At 55.4% G+C, this 19,028-nt stretch carries 13 protein-coding genes; 10 read left to right on the top strand and 3 right to left on the bottom strand.

What is annotated here, in order from left to right; translation table 11 throughout:
• Window positions 1-391: 391 nt before the first annotated feature.
• Genes BST81_RS07340 through BST81_RS07330 form a run of 3 tightly spaced genes read left to right on the top strand, consistent with a single transcriptional unit; the run spans window position 392 to window position 5,463 of the window.
• Window positions 392-1,762 (top strand): hypothetical protein, encoded by a 1,371-nt coding sequence (locus BST81_RS07340; RefSeq protein ID WP_075597883.1) that lies wholly within the window; start codon window positions 392-394, stop codon window positions 1,760-1,762.
• Between the two features lie 26 nt (window positions 1,763-1,788).
• On the top strand, window positions 1,789-2,946 hold the full coding sequence (locus BST81_RS07335) for a DUF1822 family protein (protein WP_075597882.1): 1,158 nt from the start codon (window positions 1,789-1,791) through the stop codon (window positions 2,944-2,946).
• 30 nt (window positions 2,947-2,976) lie between these two features.
• Window positions 2,977-5,463 carry a CHASE2 domain-containing protein gene (locus tag BST81_RS07330; protein ID WP_075597881.1) on the top strand — a complete coding sequence of 829 codons (2,487 nt, stop codon included), beginning with the start codon at window positions 2,977-2,979 and terminating at the stop codon, window positions 5,461-5,463.
• 84 nt (window positions 5,464-5,547) lie between these two features.
• Here BST81_RS07330 and BST81_RS07325 read toward each other — a convergent pair whose 3' ends face one another.
• Window positions 5,548-6,006 carry a GNAT family N-acetyltransferase gene (locus tag BST81_RS07325; RefSeq protein ID WP_216351251.1) on the bottom strand — a complete coding sequence of 153 codons (459 nt, stop codon included), beginning with the start codon at window positions 6,004-6,006 and terminating at the stop codon, window positions 5,548-5,550.
• Between the two features lie 214 nt (window positions 6,007-6,220).
• On the opposite strand from BST81_RS07325, the gene BST81_RS07320 reads away from it, so the two are divergent.
• From BST81_RS07320 to BST81_RS07300, 3 genes are all read left to right on the top strand, one after another.
• Window positions 6,221-6,910: an antibiotic biosynthesis monooxygenase gene (locus BST81_RS07320; protein WP_075597880.1), complete on the top strand. Its 690-nt coding sequence runs from the start codon at window positions 6,221-6,223 to the stop codon at window positions 6,908-6,910.
• Window positions 6,911-7,872: 962 nt separating this feature from the next.
• Window positions 7,873-10,221 carry a ribosomal protein L7/L12 gene (locus BST81_RS07310; protein WP_083636714.1) on the top strand — a complete coding sequence of 783 codons (2,349 nt, stop codon included), beginning with the start codon at window positions 7,873-7,875 and terminating at the stop codon, window positions 10,219-10,221.
• Between the two features lie 108 nt (window positions 10,222-10,329).
• Window positions 10,330-12,087, top strand: coding sequence for a serine/threonine-protein kinase (locus BST81_RS07300; RefSeq protein WP_075597878.1), 1,758 nt, complete (start codon window positions 10,330-10,332; stop codon window positions 12,085-12,087).
• Here BST81_RS07300 and ychF read toward each other — a convergent pair.
• Complete coding sequence (ychF, locus tag BST81_RS07295) at window positions 12,077-13,168, bottom strand: redox-regulated ATPase YchF (protein WP_075597877.1); 1,092 nt, start codon at window positions 13,166-13,168, stop codon at window positions 12,077-12,079. The two genes, BST81_RS07300 and ychF, sit on opposite strands and share 11 nt — an antisense overlap.
• Before the next feature lie 102 nt (window positions 13,169-13,270).
• On the opposite strand from ychF, the gene BST81_RS07290 reads away from it, so the two are divergent.
• From BST81_RS07290 to BST81_RS07280, 3 genes are all read left to right on the top strand, one after another.
• Window positions 13,271-14,743, top strand: coding sequence for an aminotransferase class I/II-fold pyridoxal phosphate-dependent enzyme (locus tag BST81_RS07290; RefSeq protein WP_075597876.1), 1,473 nt, complete (start codon window positions 13,271-13,273; stop codon window positions 14,741-14,743).
• Window positions 14,744-14,798: 55 nt separating this feature from the next.
• Window positions 14,799-15,425, top strand: coding sequence for a precorrin-6Y C5,15-methyltransferase subunit CbiT (gene cbiT / locus BST81_RS07285; protein WP_363079560.1), 627 nt, complete (start codon window positions 14,799-14,801; stop codon window positions 15,423-15,425).
• 295 nt (window positions 15,426-15,720) lie between these two features.
• On the top strand, window positions 15,721-16,605 hold the full coding sequence (locus BST81_RS07280) for a phosphatidate cytidylyltransferase (RefSeq protein WP_075597874.1): 885 nt from the start codon (window positions 15,721-15,723) through the stop codon (window positions 16,603-16,605).
• 64 nt (window positions 16,606-16,669) lie between these two features.
• On the opposite strand, the gene BST81_RS07275 is transcribed toward BST81_RS07280, so the two are convergent.
• A complete protein-coding gene (locus BST81_RS07275; protein WP_171974690.1) occupies window positions 16,670-17,395 on the bottom strand; it encodes a DUF2993 domain-containing protein in 726 nt (241 codons plus the stop codon).
• A gap of 259 nt (window positions 17,396-17,654) precedes the next feature.
• Between BST81_RS07275 and BST81_RS07270 the strand changes: the two genes are divergently transcribed.
• Entirely contained in the window at window positions 17,655-18,878 is a 1,224-nt protein-coding gene (locus tag BST81_RS07270) for a DUF4912 domain-containing protein (protein ID WP_075597872.1), read from the top strand.
• Window positions 18,879-19,028 lie beyond the last annotated feature (150 nt).

Here is a 19,028-nt window from a genome sequence, read left to right as displayed (position 1 = left end):
GGACGTTTCATTACCCATTCCCCGCAAGGGGACAGAAACAGATTTTGTGGCGTGGAGAGGTTACATGCAACCTCTCCACCCCTTCAATCCTTGACATCTAGACCCATTACAGTTTCATAGGCAACAATCCCCTCTTGGGAGGGGTGGCGCGTAGCGCCGGGGTGGGTCTGCTTAGGCACTCCGGCAGAGCCTGGGCGAGAGGTTAAACACCCTGCTGGCCCACTTGCTGACTCCTGACTGGTCTTGTGGCCCCGGCAGCCGTCGATCGCTTTTCCTACCTATATGACCCAACACCTGCATAGGAGGATCGGCTTCAGAACTATAAGATACCAGCAGACAAGCCTCACCCATCCAAGAGAGTCACAAGGTATCTGAATGTGAGTTCCCACCTATGACGATCGCATCCACCTACTGGACCTTTTTCCGGATCAACCCAGCCGGGGGCTATCTCACCACCGAGCTGCCTCTGGTCAAAACTTTCTGTCAGGAACAATGGCTCGATCGCAATCCGGAAGTCTCCCCTTCAGATCAGCAGATGCAACGACACCTGCTGACGATTTACAAAGCCCCTGCCGAAACGATGGAAAGGCGGCGTCTGGCCGCATTGAGCCTGAGATGTTACATTTCTGGTCAGATTGTTCAGGTTTGTACCCACCTGGATAATCAATTTGGGAGGACTAACGGCTTCACCCGTCATGATTTACTGGCCTGTGTGCTCAATGATATTCCAGAATTCTCTGGGCCATCGACGGATCAACCGAAGACTTTTGTCCCCACTGGCTATGATATTTTGCAGACTTTTGATGCCCAACAGAGTAGCCTCAGCACCTGGGTCAGTCTTCGGATTAGACGCAGCAGTGAACTCAATACCTTCCTGTTAGCCCATGGCATCTACCTGATCAGTGACTGGGCTATTCTTAATGACACCCAACTCCGCCAACTGGAACGGATTTTCGCCCTGTTCCACCGCCTCCCAGCCACCCTGATCCGTCAGGATGTCCAGATTTTGGCCAGCTATCATGCTATTTACCGTCACGATCGCCTCCAGCGCAAGAGCCAGGGGCGTTGCTCCCCACCCACGGAGGAGCAGTTGCAACGAATGGTCGCCCTGCTCCCTGATCAAGGCTGGTCTCCCCGACCAGTCTTGCAGCGACTGCGAGAGATCGCTGAGCTGTTACGGGAATACCGGATTCATGCCCGGAAAGGTCAGGTGCGCCAGTTGGCCCTGGACGATCGGGTCTCAGAGGGACTGACCGATCCGCGCTTCAGTGAGGACGATCGGGAGCAGGCAGAGTTCCTGGCGCTGTTTCGCCGGGAGTTCGACAGTACCCTGGAGCGGGCGATCGCCCAGGTCATCCAGCAGCGGGTCGCAGCCCTGGAGCGGAAGGATGCCCAAAAAGCCCGCAATTTCCTGCAAGCACTGGAGCTGTTTCACTGTCAGGGGCTGGCCATGGGCCGGATTGCCCCCCTGATTCAGGTAAAGCAACAGTTTGAGGTCTCCCGACTGCTCAAGCTGAAGGACTTGCGAGATGCAGTCCGGCTTACCATGCTGCAGCACCTGCCAAGGTTCCTCCTGACCACGGCAGGGCTGAACCTGCAGCCGGATCGGCTACAGCAGGTGGATGCAGCCCTGGATCAGTTGATCCAGGCCGTTATTCAGGAGGCCGAAGCGGAAGCCGCTCACCCCCAAAGCCAATGCCTCCAGAGTCACTTTGCCCGTAGTTTATGTTGCTATCTTAAAGAGCATCGGGAGGCGCTATGAAAGTCCCATGTACCTGGTCAGCCCCTATGTTTGATTTCACTGCCCTGCAACCGGAAACCCTGCTCCTGGAAGCCGCCGAGATCGATCGGGCTCGCCAAATCAGCCGCCAGTTATCCTCGCCCCAGCAACAGTGGCAGGTCTACCTGAACGCCCTGGCCCTGGCCGGTTTTTCCCAGTGGATTCACACGCAGGCACCTGACCTTCCCTTGGAGGTCGATCAGACCACTTGCCTTTCCTTACCGAAGGCTGAGGAAGTCAGCATGCTACGGGTGCAGGTGGGTCCATTCCGCTTGGGCTTAATCGCCCTGGGCAGTCTGATGGAGGAAATCATCGAGGTTCCCGTTCCGGCGGTAGACTGGCCTGAATATATCCCCCACTTCTATGTGTTGCTGGAAGTGCTGGAGGATCTGGGCCAGGTCCAGGTGCAGGGCTTCCTGCGCTACGATCGCCTGCAACAAAAGCGCCAGGCCCATGCCCTGACAGCGACCCTGGAACAGACTTACAATCTGCCCCTGGCCTGGTTTGAAGCCAGACCCGATCGCCTGCTCCTCTACCTCTGCTGCCTGGACCCTAAAGCCATTCCCCTGCCCCACACCACGGGGCCGCAGGTGCCTGTGGCCAATCTCCTGGTGCAACCCCTCCTGCAGCCGGTGATCAACGTGGGCCTCTGGCTGCGGGATGAACTGGAGGCATTGATGGAGCAGATCCAATGGATTCTACTGCCAGATTTGGTTCCAGCCTTGCGATCGTCCATGCTCTCCCCAGTTGATGAACTGGCAGGCGTGATTTTAGAACTGGAGCGCCGCAGCGGTTCCCCCTTGCTTCCCCAGTCTCGGGGAGCCTATCACGACTTTCTGCTGGGAGGCCATGGCCTGCGGCTTTATGCCATCACCTGGCCCCAGATATCAGGAACTGGCACCCCCGAATGGAGTCTACTCCTGATCTTAGGCAGCCAGACAACGGTTCCTCTGCCTGCGGGGATTACCCTCCAGATCAGAGATGCCACCGAAATTCTGGTAGACCAGACCCTGGACGAGACCTTGAACCCAACCTATCTCTTTGCCAGGTTGATCGGTAACCAGGAAGAGCCATTTACGGCCACGATCGCCCTGTTCAACGGCATGGCCCTCACCCTGCCCGCTTTCGTGTTTCAACCAGCCCCAGAGCCTCGGGATAGCATATAAAGGAGGTCGTTCTGCTGATATTACTTGCTTATGTATGCCTTCCCCTACCAGCTCGAAGTTAACCGGGTAGAACAAAGTTGTCTCTTTAAGTTGACCTGGGGTGAAGGCCAGAGGCTAACCGCTCAGATGACCTATCCGATAGTGCTCACTACCGCCTATCAGATCTGGCAACGCACCTACCTGAATTTCTACCAGAAGGAACTCAGAGGTAAGGCGGTGGAGAGTGGCTCGGTGACGCCGCCCCCTACAGGCTGGCGATCCAAACTGGCAGAAGCGGAGGCCAAACTCCTGTCCGAATTCCATGACTGGCTGAATCGGGGGGAGCTGATCAAAATCCGAGGGACTCTGGCCGAATCCGCAGATCGAGAGGCAAACGCCCCTTTGGATCTTTTTCTGTCCTGCAATTCGATCGATCTGGCTCGCCTCCCCTGGGAAGCCTGGGAAATTCGCACCACCAGCGGCATGATTCGGATCGCCCGGACAGCAGCCAACATCACGCAGGACGCCTCTCCCAAAGTCCAGCGACAAAATCCCCGTCTGCTCGTCATCCTGGGGGATGAGACCGGGTTGAACTTTGAAGCCGAGAAGCAGGCGATCCAGGATATGAAACTCAAGCGAGGCGTCACATTTCTGGGTTGGCAGCCTGGGCAAAAGAGACATGACTTGATGACGGCCATCCGTACTGCCATCACTGACCCTCAGGGTTGGGATGGGTTGTTTTTCATTGGCCATAGCAACGAAACAGACCTGACGGGCGGTGAACTGGCGATCGCCCCCGGAGAGTCGATTCTGATTCAGGAAATTGCCCCCGATTTGGCCCTGGCCAGGAAACAGGGGCTCCAGTTTGCCCTCTTCAATTCCTGCAGTGGCCTCAGTATTGCCGATGCTCTGATTGGGCTGGGTTTGAGTCAGGTGGTGGTGATGCGAGAACCCATCCATAACCAGGTGGCCCAGGAATTTCTGGCGCAGGTGCTGCAGGGTCTGGATGACCATCAGGATCTCCATACTGCCCTCTTACGAGCCTGTCACCATCTCAAGCTTGGGCTGAATGTCACCTATCCCTCCGCCCATCTCATCCCCTCCCTGTTTCGCCATCCCCAGGCCACCCTGTTTCGCATCCCCTGCAGGGGTCTCTGGAAAACCGTGAAACAGAGTCTACCGGGACGCCGATCGGCGATCGGCCTGGCAGCCCTGACCCTACTCAGTGGCAATCTGGGCTTACAGGCAGAGTTACTGAATCAACGCACGGGGATTCAGGCTGCCTATCGCCAGGTTACCCGCCAAATCCCCACAGATCCCCCGCCCGTGTTACTGGTCCAAATTGATGCCGACTCGATCCGGGAAGCCAAAATTTCGACCCCCAATCCCATGGACCGGCGTTACCTGGCCACTCTGGTCGATCGGCTCACGGCCCTGGATGCCAGAGTTCTGGGAATTGACTACCTGCTGGATCGTTCCCACCAGGATCGGGATGGGGCCGAGGGCGATCGTCGTCTGGCCCAGGCTTTCCGAACCGCCGCCCAACGCCATCCCCACCGCACCTGGTTAGTTTTGCCCACCGTTCGGAATGACATGAATCCGGGCTGGCTCAGCACCCTGGGCGAAATTGCTGCCCCCACCTGGATGCTGGAAGGCCATATCAATGCCGCCACCTACTATATCCCCTACAGTCAGGGAGACGCCCAATCAGCGTCCTATCCCCAGAGGCTGCCCTTCGCCTATCTTCTAGCCCTGACCCGCCAACTCCAGAATCGGGACCATCCCCTCTCCCTACCCCAGACGGAGGCGACCCTGTGGGAGCAACTCGATCGCACCCTCCAGAAGCAGGGCACCCCCCATTCCGGCTTTTTCCCACCCCAGGCCCAACTGCATCCGATCACCAATTTTGCCTATGGCATCGGTCAGATGTGGCTGAACCCAATCATTGACTACTCTCTCCCCCCCGATCGCATCTACACCCGCGTTCCAGCCTGGCAGGTGCTGAAGAACCCGGCAGCCATTCCCCAGGGTGATCGCATTCCAGCACAGGTGGTCCTGATCGTCCCCTATTACGATGAAGCGGGTGTTGCGGGGGCGGGGCAGGATACCCTGCCCCAACCTGCTGGTGTCAAATACTGGCTCCGCACCAGTCAGCAAACCAGCTTTTCCGGAGGACAACTGCATGCCTATCTGGTGCAGCATTATCTAACCGGCAACCTGGTGGTGCCAATTCCCGATCTCTGGGCGATCGTCGTTGCCCTCTTCCTGGGTGCTGGCACTGTGTACGGGATGCGTCGCTTTCCCAATCCCCAGGTCTGGTGCTGGGCCATTGGTGGGGGAACGATCGGGTATGGCCTGCTCAGCCTGCAGTTCTACATCTCCGCCCATCTTCTCCTCCCCTGGCTCTTACCCACCGCCGCTTTCTGGGCTTATACCCTGCCGGAGTGCTTGAACCGGCGGTCAAACCGGAAACCGTTCTTCGCGATGCTCCAAAGAGTGGGAAAGGAGTTAGCTGATATTTCAGGGCGCTCCAGATGATTGAACCGGTAATACTGGCAGATGAAACGCAAACATAGTGCCGTTCGGTTGGCGATTCTCAGCCCAGATCATGCCACCATAAGGTTAACCACCCCTAAGCACCCATGCCCGAGGGTTGTGTTCAAAACCAATCCTCGGGTAGTACTCATTAGCCATCGGTGCCGCTAACAGAACGACCATACACTCACGCTCTAGTCTTTGCTTGGTTTCTTGGATGAGACGCTTACCAATGCCACGACGCTGATACTCGGCGTCAACAGCAAGGTCTGCAAGGTAGGCCACATAGGTGAAGTCGGTGAGGGAACGAGAGATCCCAACCAAGCGCTCTCCATCCCAAGCAGTAATGATGAGATTGGCATTGTTGAGCATGCCCTCAAATATGTCAGGGCGATCGATAGGCCGCCTCTCCCCAAGAGTGGAACGTTTGTAGAGGTCAATGGCGGCCTCAACAGTGATCTTGGCGTCGTAACGGTATTCGATGTTCATGAACGGGAAATTGAAAACGACTTCAGGATCTGCCCCTGCAATCAGGTAATGACTCATATCTCTCGTCAGTCTACTCCAATAGGATGCTTAGGCCGTGTGAGCTAAAACCGCGAAACTTTCAGGGGAGTAAAGTTGAGCATTCGACCCAAGTAGATAGGTTTTAGAATGTGTTCTAAAATTGGTTCAACCTATCTGCAACCCATCCCCAATTCATGGCGAGTAATGGCGGGTAGATGAAGCACTGATCAAGCCAAAGTCACAAGTTACGCTCATGTCTGAAATCAGCAGGAACACTCAAGATTCTCCTGTCACTGTCGTCATTTCACGACGAGTAAAGCCTGGATGTGAAGCTAAATTTGAGGCATTCTTGGCTGGAGTAACCGCCACCTGCGGGCAGTTTCCAGGGTACTTAGGCAGCAGCATTTTTCGTCCAGCCAGCGCTGATGATCCAGAATATCGTGTTGTTTTTAAGTTCGATCGACTCAGTCATTTACGTCGTTGGGAAAACTCAGAAGAGCGCCAGACGTGGTTCACCCAAGCAGCCGCGTTGACCGATCGCCCACCTGAGATTCAAGTCTTGACAGGCTTGGAAACCTGGTTCACCCTGCCGGGAAAGGCTACCATAGTGCCTCCTTTGCGCTACAAGATGGCACTGGTTACCTGGGTCACTGTTTTTCCACTCATTACAGTAATTTCTATCGTGCTTCAAAATCAATTGTCCCTACTGCCAACGATATTGCGTGTCATGGTTGTGACTGCGATCGCCGTTCCGATGATGACGTATCTCCTGATGCCCAAGATGACCCTGCTTTTTGCTAAATGGTTGTATCCCAGCCCCTTGACTAATCCAGCCGATCAAATGGTAGAAGAACCTCTTACCCTCACGCCAAGTTCGGAGCCACCTCTTGCCATCATGCAATCCTTACCTGTTGCTGAGTTAAAGGTTGAAGTGGATGGATAAAGCATTGGTTTTGGGGCTGATTAGGCAGACCGTTAGCAAGCCTCGATTTTGGGTGCGGCATAGAAGGTCAGCTTCTGGCCGAGAGTATGGAGAGATCTCAAGAGATGGACAGGTGGTCTAACGGTGAAGTTATGTGGCGGCGGTTGACAACCTCTGCTATTAACCCGGCAGTTTAAGAGGCTGCAAAGTGAAAGAGGCAATTAGTACAATGGAAACATGAATAAACTTGGGCGCAGCTTAACTTAGGAATGAGAATTAAATAACACCGATAAACTTCTGCTTGCCCTCACCCCCCTGCCCCCTCTCCCGGCAGGAGAGGGGGAGGGGTTGGGGGTTGGGGGTGAGGGCTGAAAATTTCGGAGTTATTAAATCCACGATCCTAAGCAGCCCGTCACTTTCGTCTGTTCCCACAACTTGCCCAACTTGCCCAACTTGCCCAACTTGTTGTGCTGGCGGTGCCGTCATCTCGTTTGTTGACACCGCTTGCAAGTATTTTGATGGGGGGATAAGTCTCATGATTCTTATCTTTTTGTAAACTTTAGTCGCAGCGCTACTCTCTGCATCCTGTCCAATGGAGAGGCTCCGATCGACCCCTCAGGCTCCTTTTCTCTGAGCTATAGTGAATTCATCCCAGAAATTACCTGTAGCTGGAGACGCAACAATTACGCCGTCTATTCCCAGGATAGTGATCCCAATACAACGGCACAGCTTGAAACTGTGGCTGATAGGTTGACAGCAGCGTAATAGATGTGTGTTCGAAATTTTCAGTGCAGCTTTGTTGTTTCTGGTCAGATTCTGGACTTTTTGACCCAAGCAATGTCTGCATACTTGCCTTGCAACTAGCAGTATGAAAAGAGCAGCAAACGTGAGTAGGGGCTTGATCCTTCGCCTCTGCGGACTGTTCTTGTATCCAGAAATGAGTTCGTGAATTGCGCTTACTCTGAATTTCATTTTCTAAAACTATGAAAAAATCATCAAAGGTTTGCTTGCCTGGTTGGCTGAAAGCTTTGCCTCTGGCAGTTTCTCTTGCTTTGGCGGCAGAGATGACGGTTCCGGTTCAGACTCAAGCCCGTTCGGAGGCTGCTCAGCCGGGGATGGAACTCTCCTTGCGTCCTGAGAGACAACCGGCACTGGCAGCTACAGTGGCGGTCAACCCAACCCAAACCCTGATCCAACCTTATCTGGCTCAAGTAGATGGTCTGGCCATTCCAGTCTGGGTCTTTCCGATCGTGATCCTTGGGGGTGGGCTCATCTTTGCCCCCCAGTTGGGCTTCCTATTTGGACTGGTGGTCGTGGGCGATCGGGAAGTTGGGATTGTGGTTAAGAAATTCGCCAGTCGCAATCTGCCCCCTGGGCGGTTGGTGGCCCTGGAGAAAGAGGCTGGGCTGCAGGCCGATACTCTGGCTCCGGGTTGGCACTGGGGTTACTGGCCCTGGCAGTATTCCGTCCGACGAGAACCCGTGGTGGTGATTCCCCAGGATGAGATTGGCCTGGTAGTAGCCAATGATGGGGCATCGATTCCACCAGAGCGCATTCTGGGTAAAGCGGTGATCTGCGATAACTTCCAGGATGGGCGCAAATTTCTCACCCGGGGAGGCGAAAAGGGTCGGCAACTCGGAATTATCACCACAGGGACTTACCGAATCAATACCGGTTTGTTTACTGTCATCACCTCTGAGAATGCAGCCAAGCATGGGATGAAACCCCATCAACTGCGGGTCTATACCGTAGACCAGGATACGGTTGGGATTGCCACAACTCTGGATGGACAACCGATCGAAGCAGGTGAGATTGCCGGTTCCACCGTGCCGGGGCACGACAATTTCCAGAATACCCAGAAGTTCATTGAAGCCGGAGGTCGGCGGGGTTTACAGGAACAGGTGATCCTATCCGGTTCCTGGAACTTGAATCCCTGGTTTGTCCATGTGGAGCAGGTGCCGATGACGGAGGTCCCGATCGGGTATGTCGGGGTGGTCATCTCCTTTGTGGGTAAGTCTGATATCGATGTCACCGGTGAGTCCTTTACCCACGGCAGCCTGGTCAATCCGGGGGATAAAGGAGTCTGGGTAACGCCCCTCTATCCTGGTAAACACCCCCTCAATACCAAAGTGATGAAGGTCGAACTGGTGCCGACCACCAATATTGTCCTTAACTTCACCCATCGGATCAGTGGGGAGCATGGCTACGATTCTAAGCTAGAGACCCTAAAGCTCCTGTCCTTTGATGGCTTTACCTTTGATCTGGAAGTGTTCCAGATTATCCATATTGGGGCTCTGGATGCTCCCAAGGTGATCTCCCGTCTGGGGTCGATGCAGAATGTGGTGGATCATGTGCTGCGCCCGATCGTCGGCAACTATTTTCGGAATTCGGCCCAGGAATATACGATCCTGGACTTTTTGATCGCCCGCAGTCAACGGCAGGCGGAAGCTGCAGAATATGTGCGGGCAGCTCTGCGGGCCTATGATGTCCAGGCGGTGGATAGCTTGATTGGCCGGATTACCCCACCTCCCGAACTGATGCAGACCCTGACCGATCGCAAGATTGCGGAAGAACAGCAGAAGACCTACGAAGCCCAGCGCATTGCCCAAACCCAGCGGCAGGAACTGGTGCGGGAGACAGCACTGGCAGACATTCAGGGCCAGATGGTCACCGCCACAGAAGGGGTGAAAATCGCTGAACTGGAGGCCAATGCGCGGGTGAAACAGGCATCCGGGGAAGCCGAAGCCATTCGCCTGACCGGGGAAGCCAAAGCTGATGCCTACCGGGCTGGTGTGGAAGCTCTGGGCGACCAGGGCTACACGGCCCTGCAGATGATGCAAATTGTCGGCGATCGCAATGTGCGGGTTGTCCCCGATGTGGCCGTCAGTGGGGGTAGCCAGGGCACTGGACTGTTGGATGGCCTGATGGGGATGTTACTCTGGAACCAATCCACCCCATCTTCCCCCTCCGGCAACGGCAAAAGCAAGGTGAAAAAGCCCCTCCCAACGGCTTCTCGCCCACCCGCCCCCGAGCAATCTGAGATCTCTGAACTGCCACCGGCCCCCATCATGACCTTGCCCGCCCCACCACCCATCCAGACCATCTCTGAATTTCAGATTTTCCTGACAACACCGCCCAGCGGCAATCGGCAGGAAATTGCCCAGGCGGTTCAGACCCTGACTGGCATCGACCTCCAGGCAGCCATGGATCTGGTCATGGAGGCCAACATCGCTCCGCAAATTATTGGCGAGTATCTCTCTCAGACTGAAGTCGAGAATTATCGTCGCCAATTGGAAGCCGCCGGAGCTATGGTGACGATCGAAGGGATGTAGAGGTGGGGAGGCAGCGTAGAGACGGGGAGACATACAGAGAGGCAAGCATCCTGGCGAACTGTGTGCCTCTGGGGTGTATCCCCCTCTACGGTGCATTAGCATGAAACTATGGAAAGTCACTATCAGATTGTGCGGCCCTTAGGGCAGGGAAGCCCTGGGAAAACCTTTCTGGCCCTGGATCAACGGCACTCTCCCCCGATCGCCTGTGTGCTCAAAGCCCTACCTTTGCGAGGCCGTCCCCCAGTAGAGTCCTGGATTCACCATCTGCAAAACTTCAGCACCCATCCCCAAATCCCAACAGTGCTGGACTGGTTTGCCACGGAAACGCAAGTTTGTTGTGTTTGGGAATATATCAAAGGGCGCAGTCTGGAAACCCTGCTGGCGGAGGAGGGGAGCTTCACCATTGCCCAGGTCATCCAGGTCCTCGACAGCATCTTGCCCGTCCTGGAGCTGATCCACCAGCAACAGTTTTACCATGGGGACATTAAACCCGCGAATCTCATCTATGCATCTGGAAGATCTCCTGTCCTGATGCTGGTGGATAGTGTTGAGCCTATCCTGCCCTTTTCCCCCGTACCCTCCTTCACCTTGCTCGGTAGTCCAGAATATGCAGCTCCAGAACAATTGCAGGGCCAGGCTGGATTTGCCAGCGATCTTTACAGCCTGGGGTTAACCTGCATTCATTTGCTCACAGATCTGCGACCCTTTGATCTGATGGATGGAGGAGAAAGCCGATCGGTCTGGAGATCGTATTACCGTCCCCTGGAAAGCGATTCCGCTTCTGAGACCATGCGAGATAACCTTTGTCGAATTTTGGACCGCATGGTGGAACCGGATCTTCATCGGCGGTTTCAATCAGCCCCAGAAGTCCTTGAGACGATGCATCACTATGCACTGGTGGGTAAATCGGAGCAGAAAGTCGCTTGGGATGGGGAGTCCTTGGCTCAGTCCCAGGACCTGCTCCCTGCTCCCACCTGGAATTGTGTTGCGACCCTGATGGGTCATGGGGGCCTGTTTGCCACGATCAATACGGTGGTGATCAGCCCAGATGGGAGCACGATCGCCAGTGGCAGTGATGATAAAACCCTACGCCTTTGGGACATGTCAACCGCTGAGCAGCGGACCTGTCTGACGGGCCATAGTGGTTTTGTCAAAGCCCTAGCCTGGAGTTCCGAGGGTATCCTGGCCAGTGGCAGCCAGGACCGCACCGTGCGTCTGTGGGATTGGGTCAGTCAGCAGAACCATCGGATTCTGGGAGAATTTCCGTCGGCTGTTCAAACCCTGAGCTTCAGTCCAGATGGGCAAGCCCTGGCGATCGGGGGGATGGATAAAATCCTGCGCCTCTGGCATCTCCCAACTAGCACTGTCATCCCCCTATTAGGCCATAGCCTGGGGATAACGACTGTGAGCTTTAGCCCAGACGGCAGTTTGCTAGCCAGTGGCAGCCAGGACCGCACCGTGCGCCTGTGGGATTGGCGATCAGGAACCCCCATCACCACCCTGACGGGACACACCTGGGCCGTGCGCGCTGTCACCTTCAGTCCCGATGGCAAACGGATCGCCAGTGCTGGCGATGACAATCAGATCAGATTATGGGATGTGGGTTCTGGTGAAACTGTGCAGATCATTTCTGGCCACTCCTGGACAGTTTCCGGTCTGGTTTTCAGTCCAGACGGCAGCGTCCTGATCAGCGCCAGTTGGGATAAAACCCTCAAGCTCTGGGATGGGAAGACGGGACAGGAACAGGCCGTGCTCTCTGGCCATGACGATGCCGTTTATGGGGTAGCCATCAGTCTCGATGGGACGACGATCGCCAGTTGCAGTCAGGATAAGACCATTCGCCTCTGGCGATCGGCTAGACATTAAACCGGAATAAGAGCACATCCCCTTCCTGGACCAGATACTCCTTCCCCTCACTCCGCAGCAGGCCCTTTTCCTTGGCAGCAGTCATAGACCCGCAAGTGACCAGATCCTGATAGGCTACCGTTTCCGCCCGGATAAACCCACGCTCAAAATCGGTGTGGATGACACCTGCAGCCTGGGGAGCCAGCATCCCTGCCTGAATCGTCCAGGCCCGAGTCTCCTTTGGGCCAGTCGTAAAGTAGGTTCGCAGGCCCAGCAGTTCGTAGGTGGCGCGGATCAGGGATTTCAACCCTCCTTCCTGCACCCCTAGAGACTCTAGAAAATCTGCCCGCTCTTCTTCTGGCAACTCAACCAGCTCTGACTCGACCTGGGCCGAAACCACCACCACCTGCGCCCCCTCACGGGTTGCCACCTCCCGCACCTGTTCCACCCAGGCATTCCCGATAGCCAGATCATCTTCCAGAACATTGGCGGCAAAGATTATCGGCTTGCGCGTCAACAATCCTAACTGTTTAACCGCTAATTCCTCTTCTTCGCTCAGGTCTACCTGGCGAGCCTGCTTGCCTTCATTCAAAACAGCACTCAATTTTTCCAGTGCTTCCAGTTCCAGTTGGGCTTCTTTATTGGTGCGAGCCTGTTTGCGGGTCCGCTCGATTCGACGCTCAATCTGAAATAAGTCCGACAGTGCCAGTTCCAGGTTGATCACCTCAATATCTCGCACCGGATCAACGGCCCCGGAGACATGGATGATATCGTCGTTCTCAAAACAGCGGACAACGTGAACGATCGCATCCACTTCGCGAATATTGGCCAGAAACTGATTGCCCAGCCCCTCCCCCTGGCTAGCCCCCTTCACCAGTCCGGCAATGTCCACGAACTCCACCCGCGTCGGCACAATCTCAGCCGAACCGGAAATCTTCGCCAGTACCTGCAGCCGCTCATCTGGCACAGCCACCACACCGACGTTAGGCTCGATCGTACAGAAAGGAAAATTTGCAGCCTGGGCTTTTGCATTCGCAACCAGGGCATTAAACAACGTCGATTTACCCACATTGGGCAGTCCAACAATACCGGCTCTCAGCATCTACGATACAGGTGTATACAACAATAATTAGGCTTCGTACATTAGGATGCGGACAGGTGTTACAGGCAACACCCCTGATCTATCCTGCCTCTATCTAGCCTAATGCATCCGGAGACGACTCCCCTACTCTCTGCCTTACTTCAGCGGGCCGCCCTCGATCGAGCCCCTTTCTACACTCCTGGCCACAAGCAGGGACAGGGGCTGGCCCCCAGTCTTCTGGCCGCTTTGGGGTCAGCCCCCGGTCGCCTTGACCTGCCCGAACTGCCCGGATTGGATAATCTGGCTGCACCCGATGGGGTGATCCGGGAGGCCCAGGATCTGGCGGCTGCAACCTTTGGAGCCGATCACACCTGGTTTCTAGTCAATGGGTCTACGGCAGGGGTGATCGCCATGATTCTGGCTACCTGCAGTCCGGGAGACAGGATTCTCCTGCCCCGCAATGTCCACCAATCGGCGATCGCGGGTCTGATTCTCTCGGGGGCCGTGCCAGTCTTTGTCCAGCCCGACTACGACCCCCAACAAGATCTCCTCTGCAGCCTCTCTCCGGCCAGGGTCGCCACTGCCCTGGAGCAGTCTCCCCAGATCCGAGCTGTGCTGTTGGTGTCTCCCACGTATCACGGGATCTGCGGCAATGTGGCGGCGATCGCCCAAATAGCCCACGCCCATGAGATTCCCCTGCTAGTGGATGAAGCCCACGGTCCCCATTTTGCCTTCCACCCGGAGCTACCCACCCCCGCCCTAGCCGCCGGAGCAGATCTGGTGGTGCAGTCTACCCACAAGGTTCTCTCGGCCCTGACCCAGGCCGCCATGTTGCACCTGCGTGGGCAACGAATCGATCCAGATCGGATCAGTCGGACCCTGCGGTTAGTCCAAACCACTAGCCCCAGTTACCTGTTGCTGGCCTCCCTGGACACAGCCCGCCAGCAGATGGCCCTGCAGGGTCAGGAGTGGATGGCCCATACCCTGGCCCTGGCCGATCGAGCCCGCCAGCAGATCAGCACCATTCCCGGCTTGACGGTTCTCGGTTCCGATCAGGTGGGGAGCCATCCCGGTTTCCATGCCCTCGATCGCACCCGTCTGACCGTGACCGTGGCGGGACTGGGATTAACGGGTTTTGCGGCGGACGAAATTCTCGACAGGGACTTGGGTGTGACGGCGGAATTCCCGTCCTACCGCCATCTGACCTTCATCATCAGTCTGGGGAATACAGAGCCAGATATCGATCGCTTAGTTCAGGGATTGAGAACTTTAGCAGAGCAGTTCCCTATCCAACCTCCAACCTCCAACCTCCAAAACTGGGACCAGTCAACTTTGAGCTTCGACCTTTCCACGCCCGTCTTATCTCCCCGTCATGCGTACTTCGCACCAACGGAAATCGTTCCTGTAGCCCAGGCGATCGATCGAATCAGTGCCGAGCTGATCTGCCCCTATCCACCGGGCATTCCCCTTCTCCTCCCCGGCGAACCCATCCGTCTCGAGGTCATTGCTGCTCTCCGGGCAATCCAGGCGGCTGGTGGTCAGATCACGGGCTGTGCGGATTCAACCCTGGCAACCCTGGTGGTCGTGAAACAGTAATTGACGCACCCTGCAGATCGGAGCATCCCTCGAGACGATAGGATGAAAGCATCCGATGCCCTCATCCCTATCCTTAGCCATGCCATCGCCTCTCTGGCCTTACATTACACCGGGAATTCCGGATGAGTTGTTTGAACGGTTACCTGGAATTCCCCTCAGCCAGCGCGAGATCCGGCTCATTTTGTTGTCCCATCTTCGCCTCAAGCCCAATTCCGTGTTGTGGGATATCGGAGCTGGAACCGGAACCATTCCCGTCGAAGTCGGCCTCCTCTGTCCCCAGGGCAAAGTCATTGCCGTGGAGCGGGATGAAGAGGTGGCCAATCTGATTCGGCGCAACTGCGATCGCTTCCAGGTGGGCAATGTGGACGTGATTGAGGGCAGTGCACCAGAATGCCTCAGTCAGCTCTCCGACCAGCCGGATTGCGTCTGCCTAGAAGGGGGACGATCGATGAAAGAAATCTTGAAAGAAGTCTGGCAATACCTGCAACCCCAGGGGCGACTGGTAACGACAGCCGCTAATTTACAAGGGTTGTATACCATTTCAGAGAGTTTTGCCGAACTGCAGGTCCGGAATATTGAGATTGTCCAATCAGGGATGAATCGCCTGGAACGACGGGGGAACCATCAGGTTTTTGCCGCTACAGACCCGATTTTTGTCCTCAGTGGCGAAAAGCTGGATTAATGCCATGCCCCATCCTTACCCAAGGGGTGACTGTAGCCCCAGCACCCAGGGAAACAACTCCTAAATCCACTAAAGGGTCTGAATTCATTTCTTAAACTTCTTAATCGTCGATTAACCTTATAAAGTTAAGTAAGACGGTTTAACGATCAGGGTGGGCCTCAAAGGAACGTTACACCGGGTACTTAATGATCTAAAACTCTCCCCTCTGATCCGAATAGCCCTTCAGAATAGGGATAGGGCCACGGTGAGCATGGCCCATCTAGCTCTGTGTCATCTGTTTTAAGTTAAATCCTGTATGCCCTTGCCTCGTGTCCTGAGCGGAATTGTTGCAGTCATCCTTGCCCTGGGAATGACGCTCTTAGGAGGGTGGTACTTCACACTCTGTTTCAGTATTATTGTCTATCTCGGAGAGCTGGAATACTTTCAAATGGCCCGCTCTAAAGGGATTGCCCCAGCCGCCAAAACCACCATGGTGGCCAGTCAAATCTTGCTGATCATTTCTACAGTCTCCCTGGAACTGGCTGATGCAGTCGTCCCCATTGCTGGTTCCTTAATCTGCTTCTATCTCCTCTTTCAACCCAAATTTGCCACGATCGCTGATATTGCCGCTTCCATTCTGGGCCTGTTCTACTGCGGTTACCTGCCGAGTTACTGGGTGCGTTTGCGATCGTTGGGGACGGCTGAGACAACTAACCTGCCCCTGCAGGGATATTGGCCCCATAGCTGGGCAGATCTACAATCCTTGCCCCAGGGATTAACCTGTACCTTGCTGGCCTTTGGCTGCATCTGGGCTGCGGATATTGGCGCTTACATCGTGGGCAAGGCTTTTGGCCGTACTCGACTGTCTGACATCAGTCCGAAGAAAACGGTGGAAGGGGCCGTCTTTGGAGTTACAGCCAGTGTGGTGGTTGCGGTTCTGGGGGCCTGGTCTCTCCAGTGGTCAGGCTGGCCGCTGAGTGGGGTGGCCCTGGGGTTACTGATCGGCATTGCCAGCCTTTTAGGAGATCTGACCGAATCCATGATGAAGCGTGATGCCGGGATCAAAGACTCCGGACAGTTGATCCCAGGCCATGGTGGCATTCTCGATCGGGCAGACAGTTATGTCTTCACGGCTCCCCTGGTCTACTATTTCGTTACCCTGGTGCTACCGATTCTGCCCAGATTCTGGATAGTTCAGTAGTCTCCCCACCCATCAGACCCTTCGAGGCCCAGGGGAAAGCATGCTGGACCAGCCCTTCCACTGCTTACGGATTCACCGTCAACAGGCCCCGACAGGTGAGATGATCAGGAGCCAGCGTCAGTTCTTCCAGCTTCACATCTGTCCCTAAATCGATGCGGAAACTGCCTGACTCCACGGGGGCGGCCTCAGCCATCACCAGTCGGAGTTGATTGAATTCTAATTCGTGCTCACTGATGCGCTGGACCCCCATTTGAATCGTCACGGGTGTTGCAGGAGCAGGGTCAGATAGCAGTTCTCCACGCAATTGCAACTGCTCAGACTGCAGTTGAATCTGGAGATTTTTCAGATTGAGCAGGGCATCCGGGGCGATCGCCCCCTGAGTTGCCAGTTGCCCAGACCGCACCATCTGGGCCAGAAATTCCACCATGGCATTGGCCAGCAGCGGCCCCTGGAGCGATAAATTCAAATCTTCCGCCCGAATCATCAGGTCTGCAGTCACGGCAATGGGTTCCAATAGACGCAGGGGCTTCCCCTTAAGAATCTGGCCCAGGTTAATCCGGATGCCACTGGCAGAGATCTTGATATCGCTCAAATGCAGCCCCTGATACACCGCTGGGCAGGCCGCTACAGTAACCTGCGGCAAGCAGCCGGAGAGAATCTGTCGATCGCCCCCTTCAATGTTGACCTGCAAATTGTCAATCTGCTCGGCCTGGGATCGCAACCACAAGCCGATCGCAGGGGCAAGAACGGTACTGATGATATGGCTCTGTCGGGTCATGGAAGAAAGCACAGCATTCAGGATTACACCATTGTGCCGGAAACAGGCTCAAAATCATGACCGCCAGTGTGGATTTGATCCCCCAAACCAGTCTTTTGTCAGAAAATCATGACATAATGATCCCCGATCAGGTTGTAAATCGGTAGATTTGCTCATAATTCGGTCTTGCTCCCCCTTGATCCAGTCTGATGTTTCCTGCAATATGAAGAAAAATCACGATCCCCGTGATCCCAAAGGAATCATAAGTCATCAAAAATTGGAGATCACAGTTATGGCTAAGGAACGTCCCCCGCTGGAGGAAATGACCTTAAGGCAACTTCGGAAGATTGCCAGTGAGTACGGAATTTCCCGTTACAGCCGCATGCGCAAGGAGCAACTGCTGGCCGGGATTCAGGAAATTGATCGGAGTCGGTTAACAGGTGTTCAATCTCGCATGCTGGAGGCGCAGGAAGAAGTGGAAGCAACTAAGTTTGAATTAGGTCAAGAGGATCGAACGGGTGGTCAGTTGGTTTCAGTCGATGAGCATTTGCCAGGGCTACCAGAAGGCTATGGCCAGAGCCGCATTGTTCTCATGCCTCGCGATCCTCAATGGGCTTACACCTATTGGGATATCTCTAACGAGCACAAGCAGGACCTGCGTCGCCAGGGAGGTCAACAACTGGCCCTGCGGATCTACGATGTCACTGATATCAGCCTCGATTACCAAAGTCCTCACAGTCTGCAGGAATATCCCTGTGATGAATTGGCCCGTGAATGGTACATTCCCATTCCGGTCAGTGATCGGGACTATGTGATCGACATCGGCTACCGCTGCATGGATGGTCGCTGGTTGGTGTTGGCCCGCTCTGCCAGCGTGCGCGTCCCCCCTGTCTATCCCTCTGATTGGATCGAAGATCAATTCCTGACGATCGGCTGGGATGAAGACCTGCGCGGTAAGACCTTCATCACCCTGGTTCCCCCCAGTCTCAAACTGGGTCAGGCGACAACCAGCAACCCCATTTATGATGAAATCTTTGGTCTGGCTGAAGGGGCTGAAGCACAGCGCATCGCCGGTTCTCTGTTCGGTTCGATGCAACAGGTGCCGATCGAATCCATCAGCTCCTATGTCTTCCCCTCAGGGGTGGGCATGTGGGCCATCCCCACGGTTTCTGGGCTGACCATGTCGGGTGTGGGCATGTCGGGCGTCGGTTTCTCTGCCTCTGCAGCACCGATTCGTCCCCGCCAGTTTTGGCTGATTGCCGATGCTGAACTGATTGTCTACGGGGCCACTGAGCCTGATGCAACGGTTACGATCGGGGGTCGGCCCATCCAACTCAGTCCCGATGGCACCTTCCGCTTCCAGATGTCCTTCCAGGATGGCCTGATTGACTACCCCATCATGGCAGTGGCCGCAGATGGCGAGCAGACCCGCTCCATCCACATGAAGTTCACCCGTGAAACCCTGGAACGGAACACCAATACCAAGGCCGAAGCCGTTCTGGAGTGGCTGGTCTAAATTCCACAGACAGATTTCCCTGAGGGTGTCCCCTACCGCATGGTGGGGGATTTTTTTGTCGGTATACTTGAACCACAGAGATCGCAGCAATGGGATCACCCATGATCCCAGCCAATCGTTTCCCCACAGGCATTGCAAGGTCTGTCATCA

The organism is Leptolyngbya sp. 'hensonii' (genome assembly GCF_001939115.1).
Classification (GTDB): Bacteria; Cyanobacteriota; Cyanobacteriia.
Note: the sequence above shows the minus strand (reverse complement) of the source record. Positions and strands in the feature narration are given on the sequence as shown.

Bases quoted from the DNA above. Each gene is read 5' to 3' on its own strand.
- BST81_RS07300 (WP_075597878.1), top strand. From the start codon at position 10,330: ATGGAAAGTCACTATCAGATTGTGCGGCCCTTAGGGCAGGGAAGCCCT.
- BST81_RS07320 (WP_075597880.1), top strand. From the start codon at position 6,221: ATGTCTGAAATCAGCAGGAACACTCAAGATTCTCCTGTCACTGTCGTC.
- BST81_RS07290 (WP_075597876.1), top strand. From the start codon at position 13,271: ATGCATCCGGAGACGACTCCCCTACTCTCTGCCTTACTTCAGCGGGCC.
- BST81_RS07270 (WP_075597872.1), top strand. From the start codon at position 17,655: ATGGCTAAGGAACGTCCCCCGCTGGAGGAAATGACCTTAAGGCAACTT.
- BST81_RS07280 (WP_075597874.1), top strand. From the start codon at position 15,721: ATGCCCTTGCCTCGTGTCCTGAGCGGAATTGTTGCAGTCATCCTTGCC.
- BST81_RS07330 (WP_075597881.1), top strand. From the start codon at position 2,977: ATGTATGCCTTCCCCTACCAGCTCGAAGTTAACCGGGTAGAACAAAGT.
- BST81_RS07310 (WP_083636714.1), top strand. From the start codon at position 7,873: ATGAAAAAATCATCAAAGGTTTGCTTGCCTGGTTGGCTGAAAGCTTTG.
- ychF (WP_075597877.1), bottom strand. From the start codon at position 13,168: ATGCTGAGAGCCGGTATTGTTGGACTGCCCAATGTGGGTAAATCGACG.
- BST81_RS07335 (WP_075597882.1), top strand. From the start codon at position 1,789: ATGTTTGATTTCACTGCCCTGCAACCGGAAACCCTGCTCCTGGAAGCC.
- cbiT (WP_363079560.1), top strand. From the start codon at position 14,799: ATGCCCTCATCCCTATCCTTAGCCATGCCATCGCCTCTCTGGCCTTAC.
- BST81_RS07340 (WP_075597883.1), top strand. From the start codon at position 392: ATGACGATCGCATCCACCTACTGGACCTTTTTCCGGATCAACCCAGCC.
- BST81_RS07325 (WP_216351251.1), bottom strand. From the start codon at position 6,006: ATGAGTCATTACCTGATTGCAGGGGCAGATCCTGAAGTCGTTTTCAAT.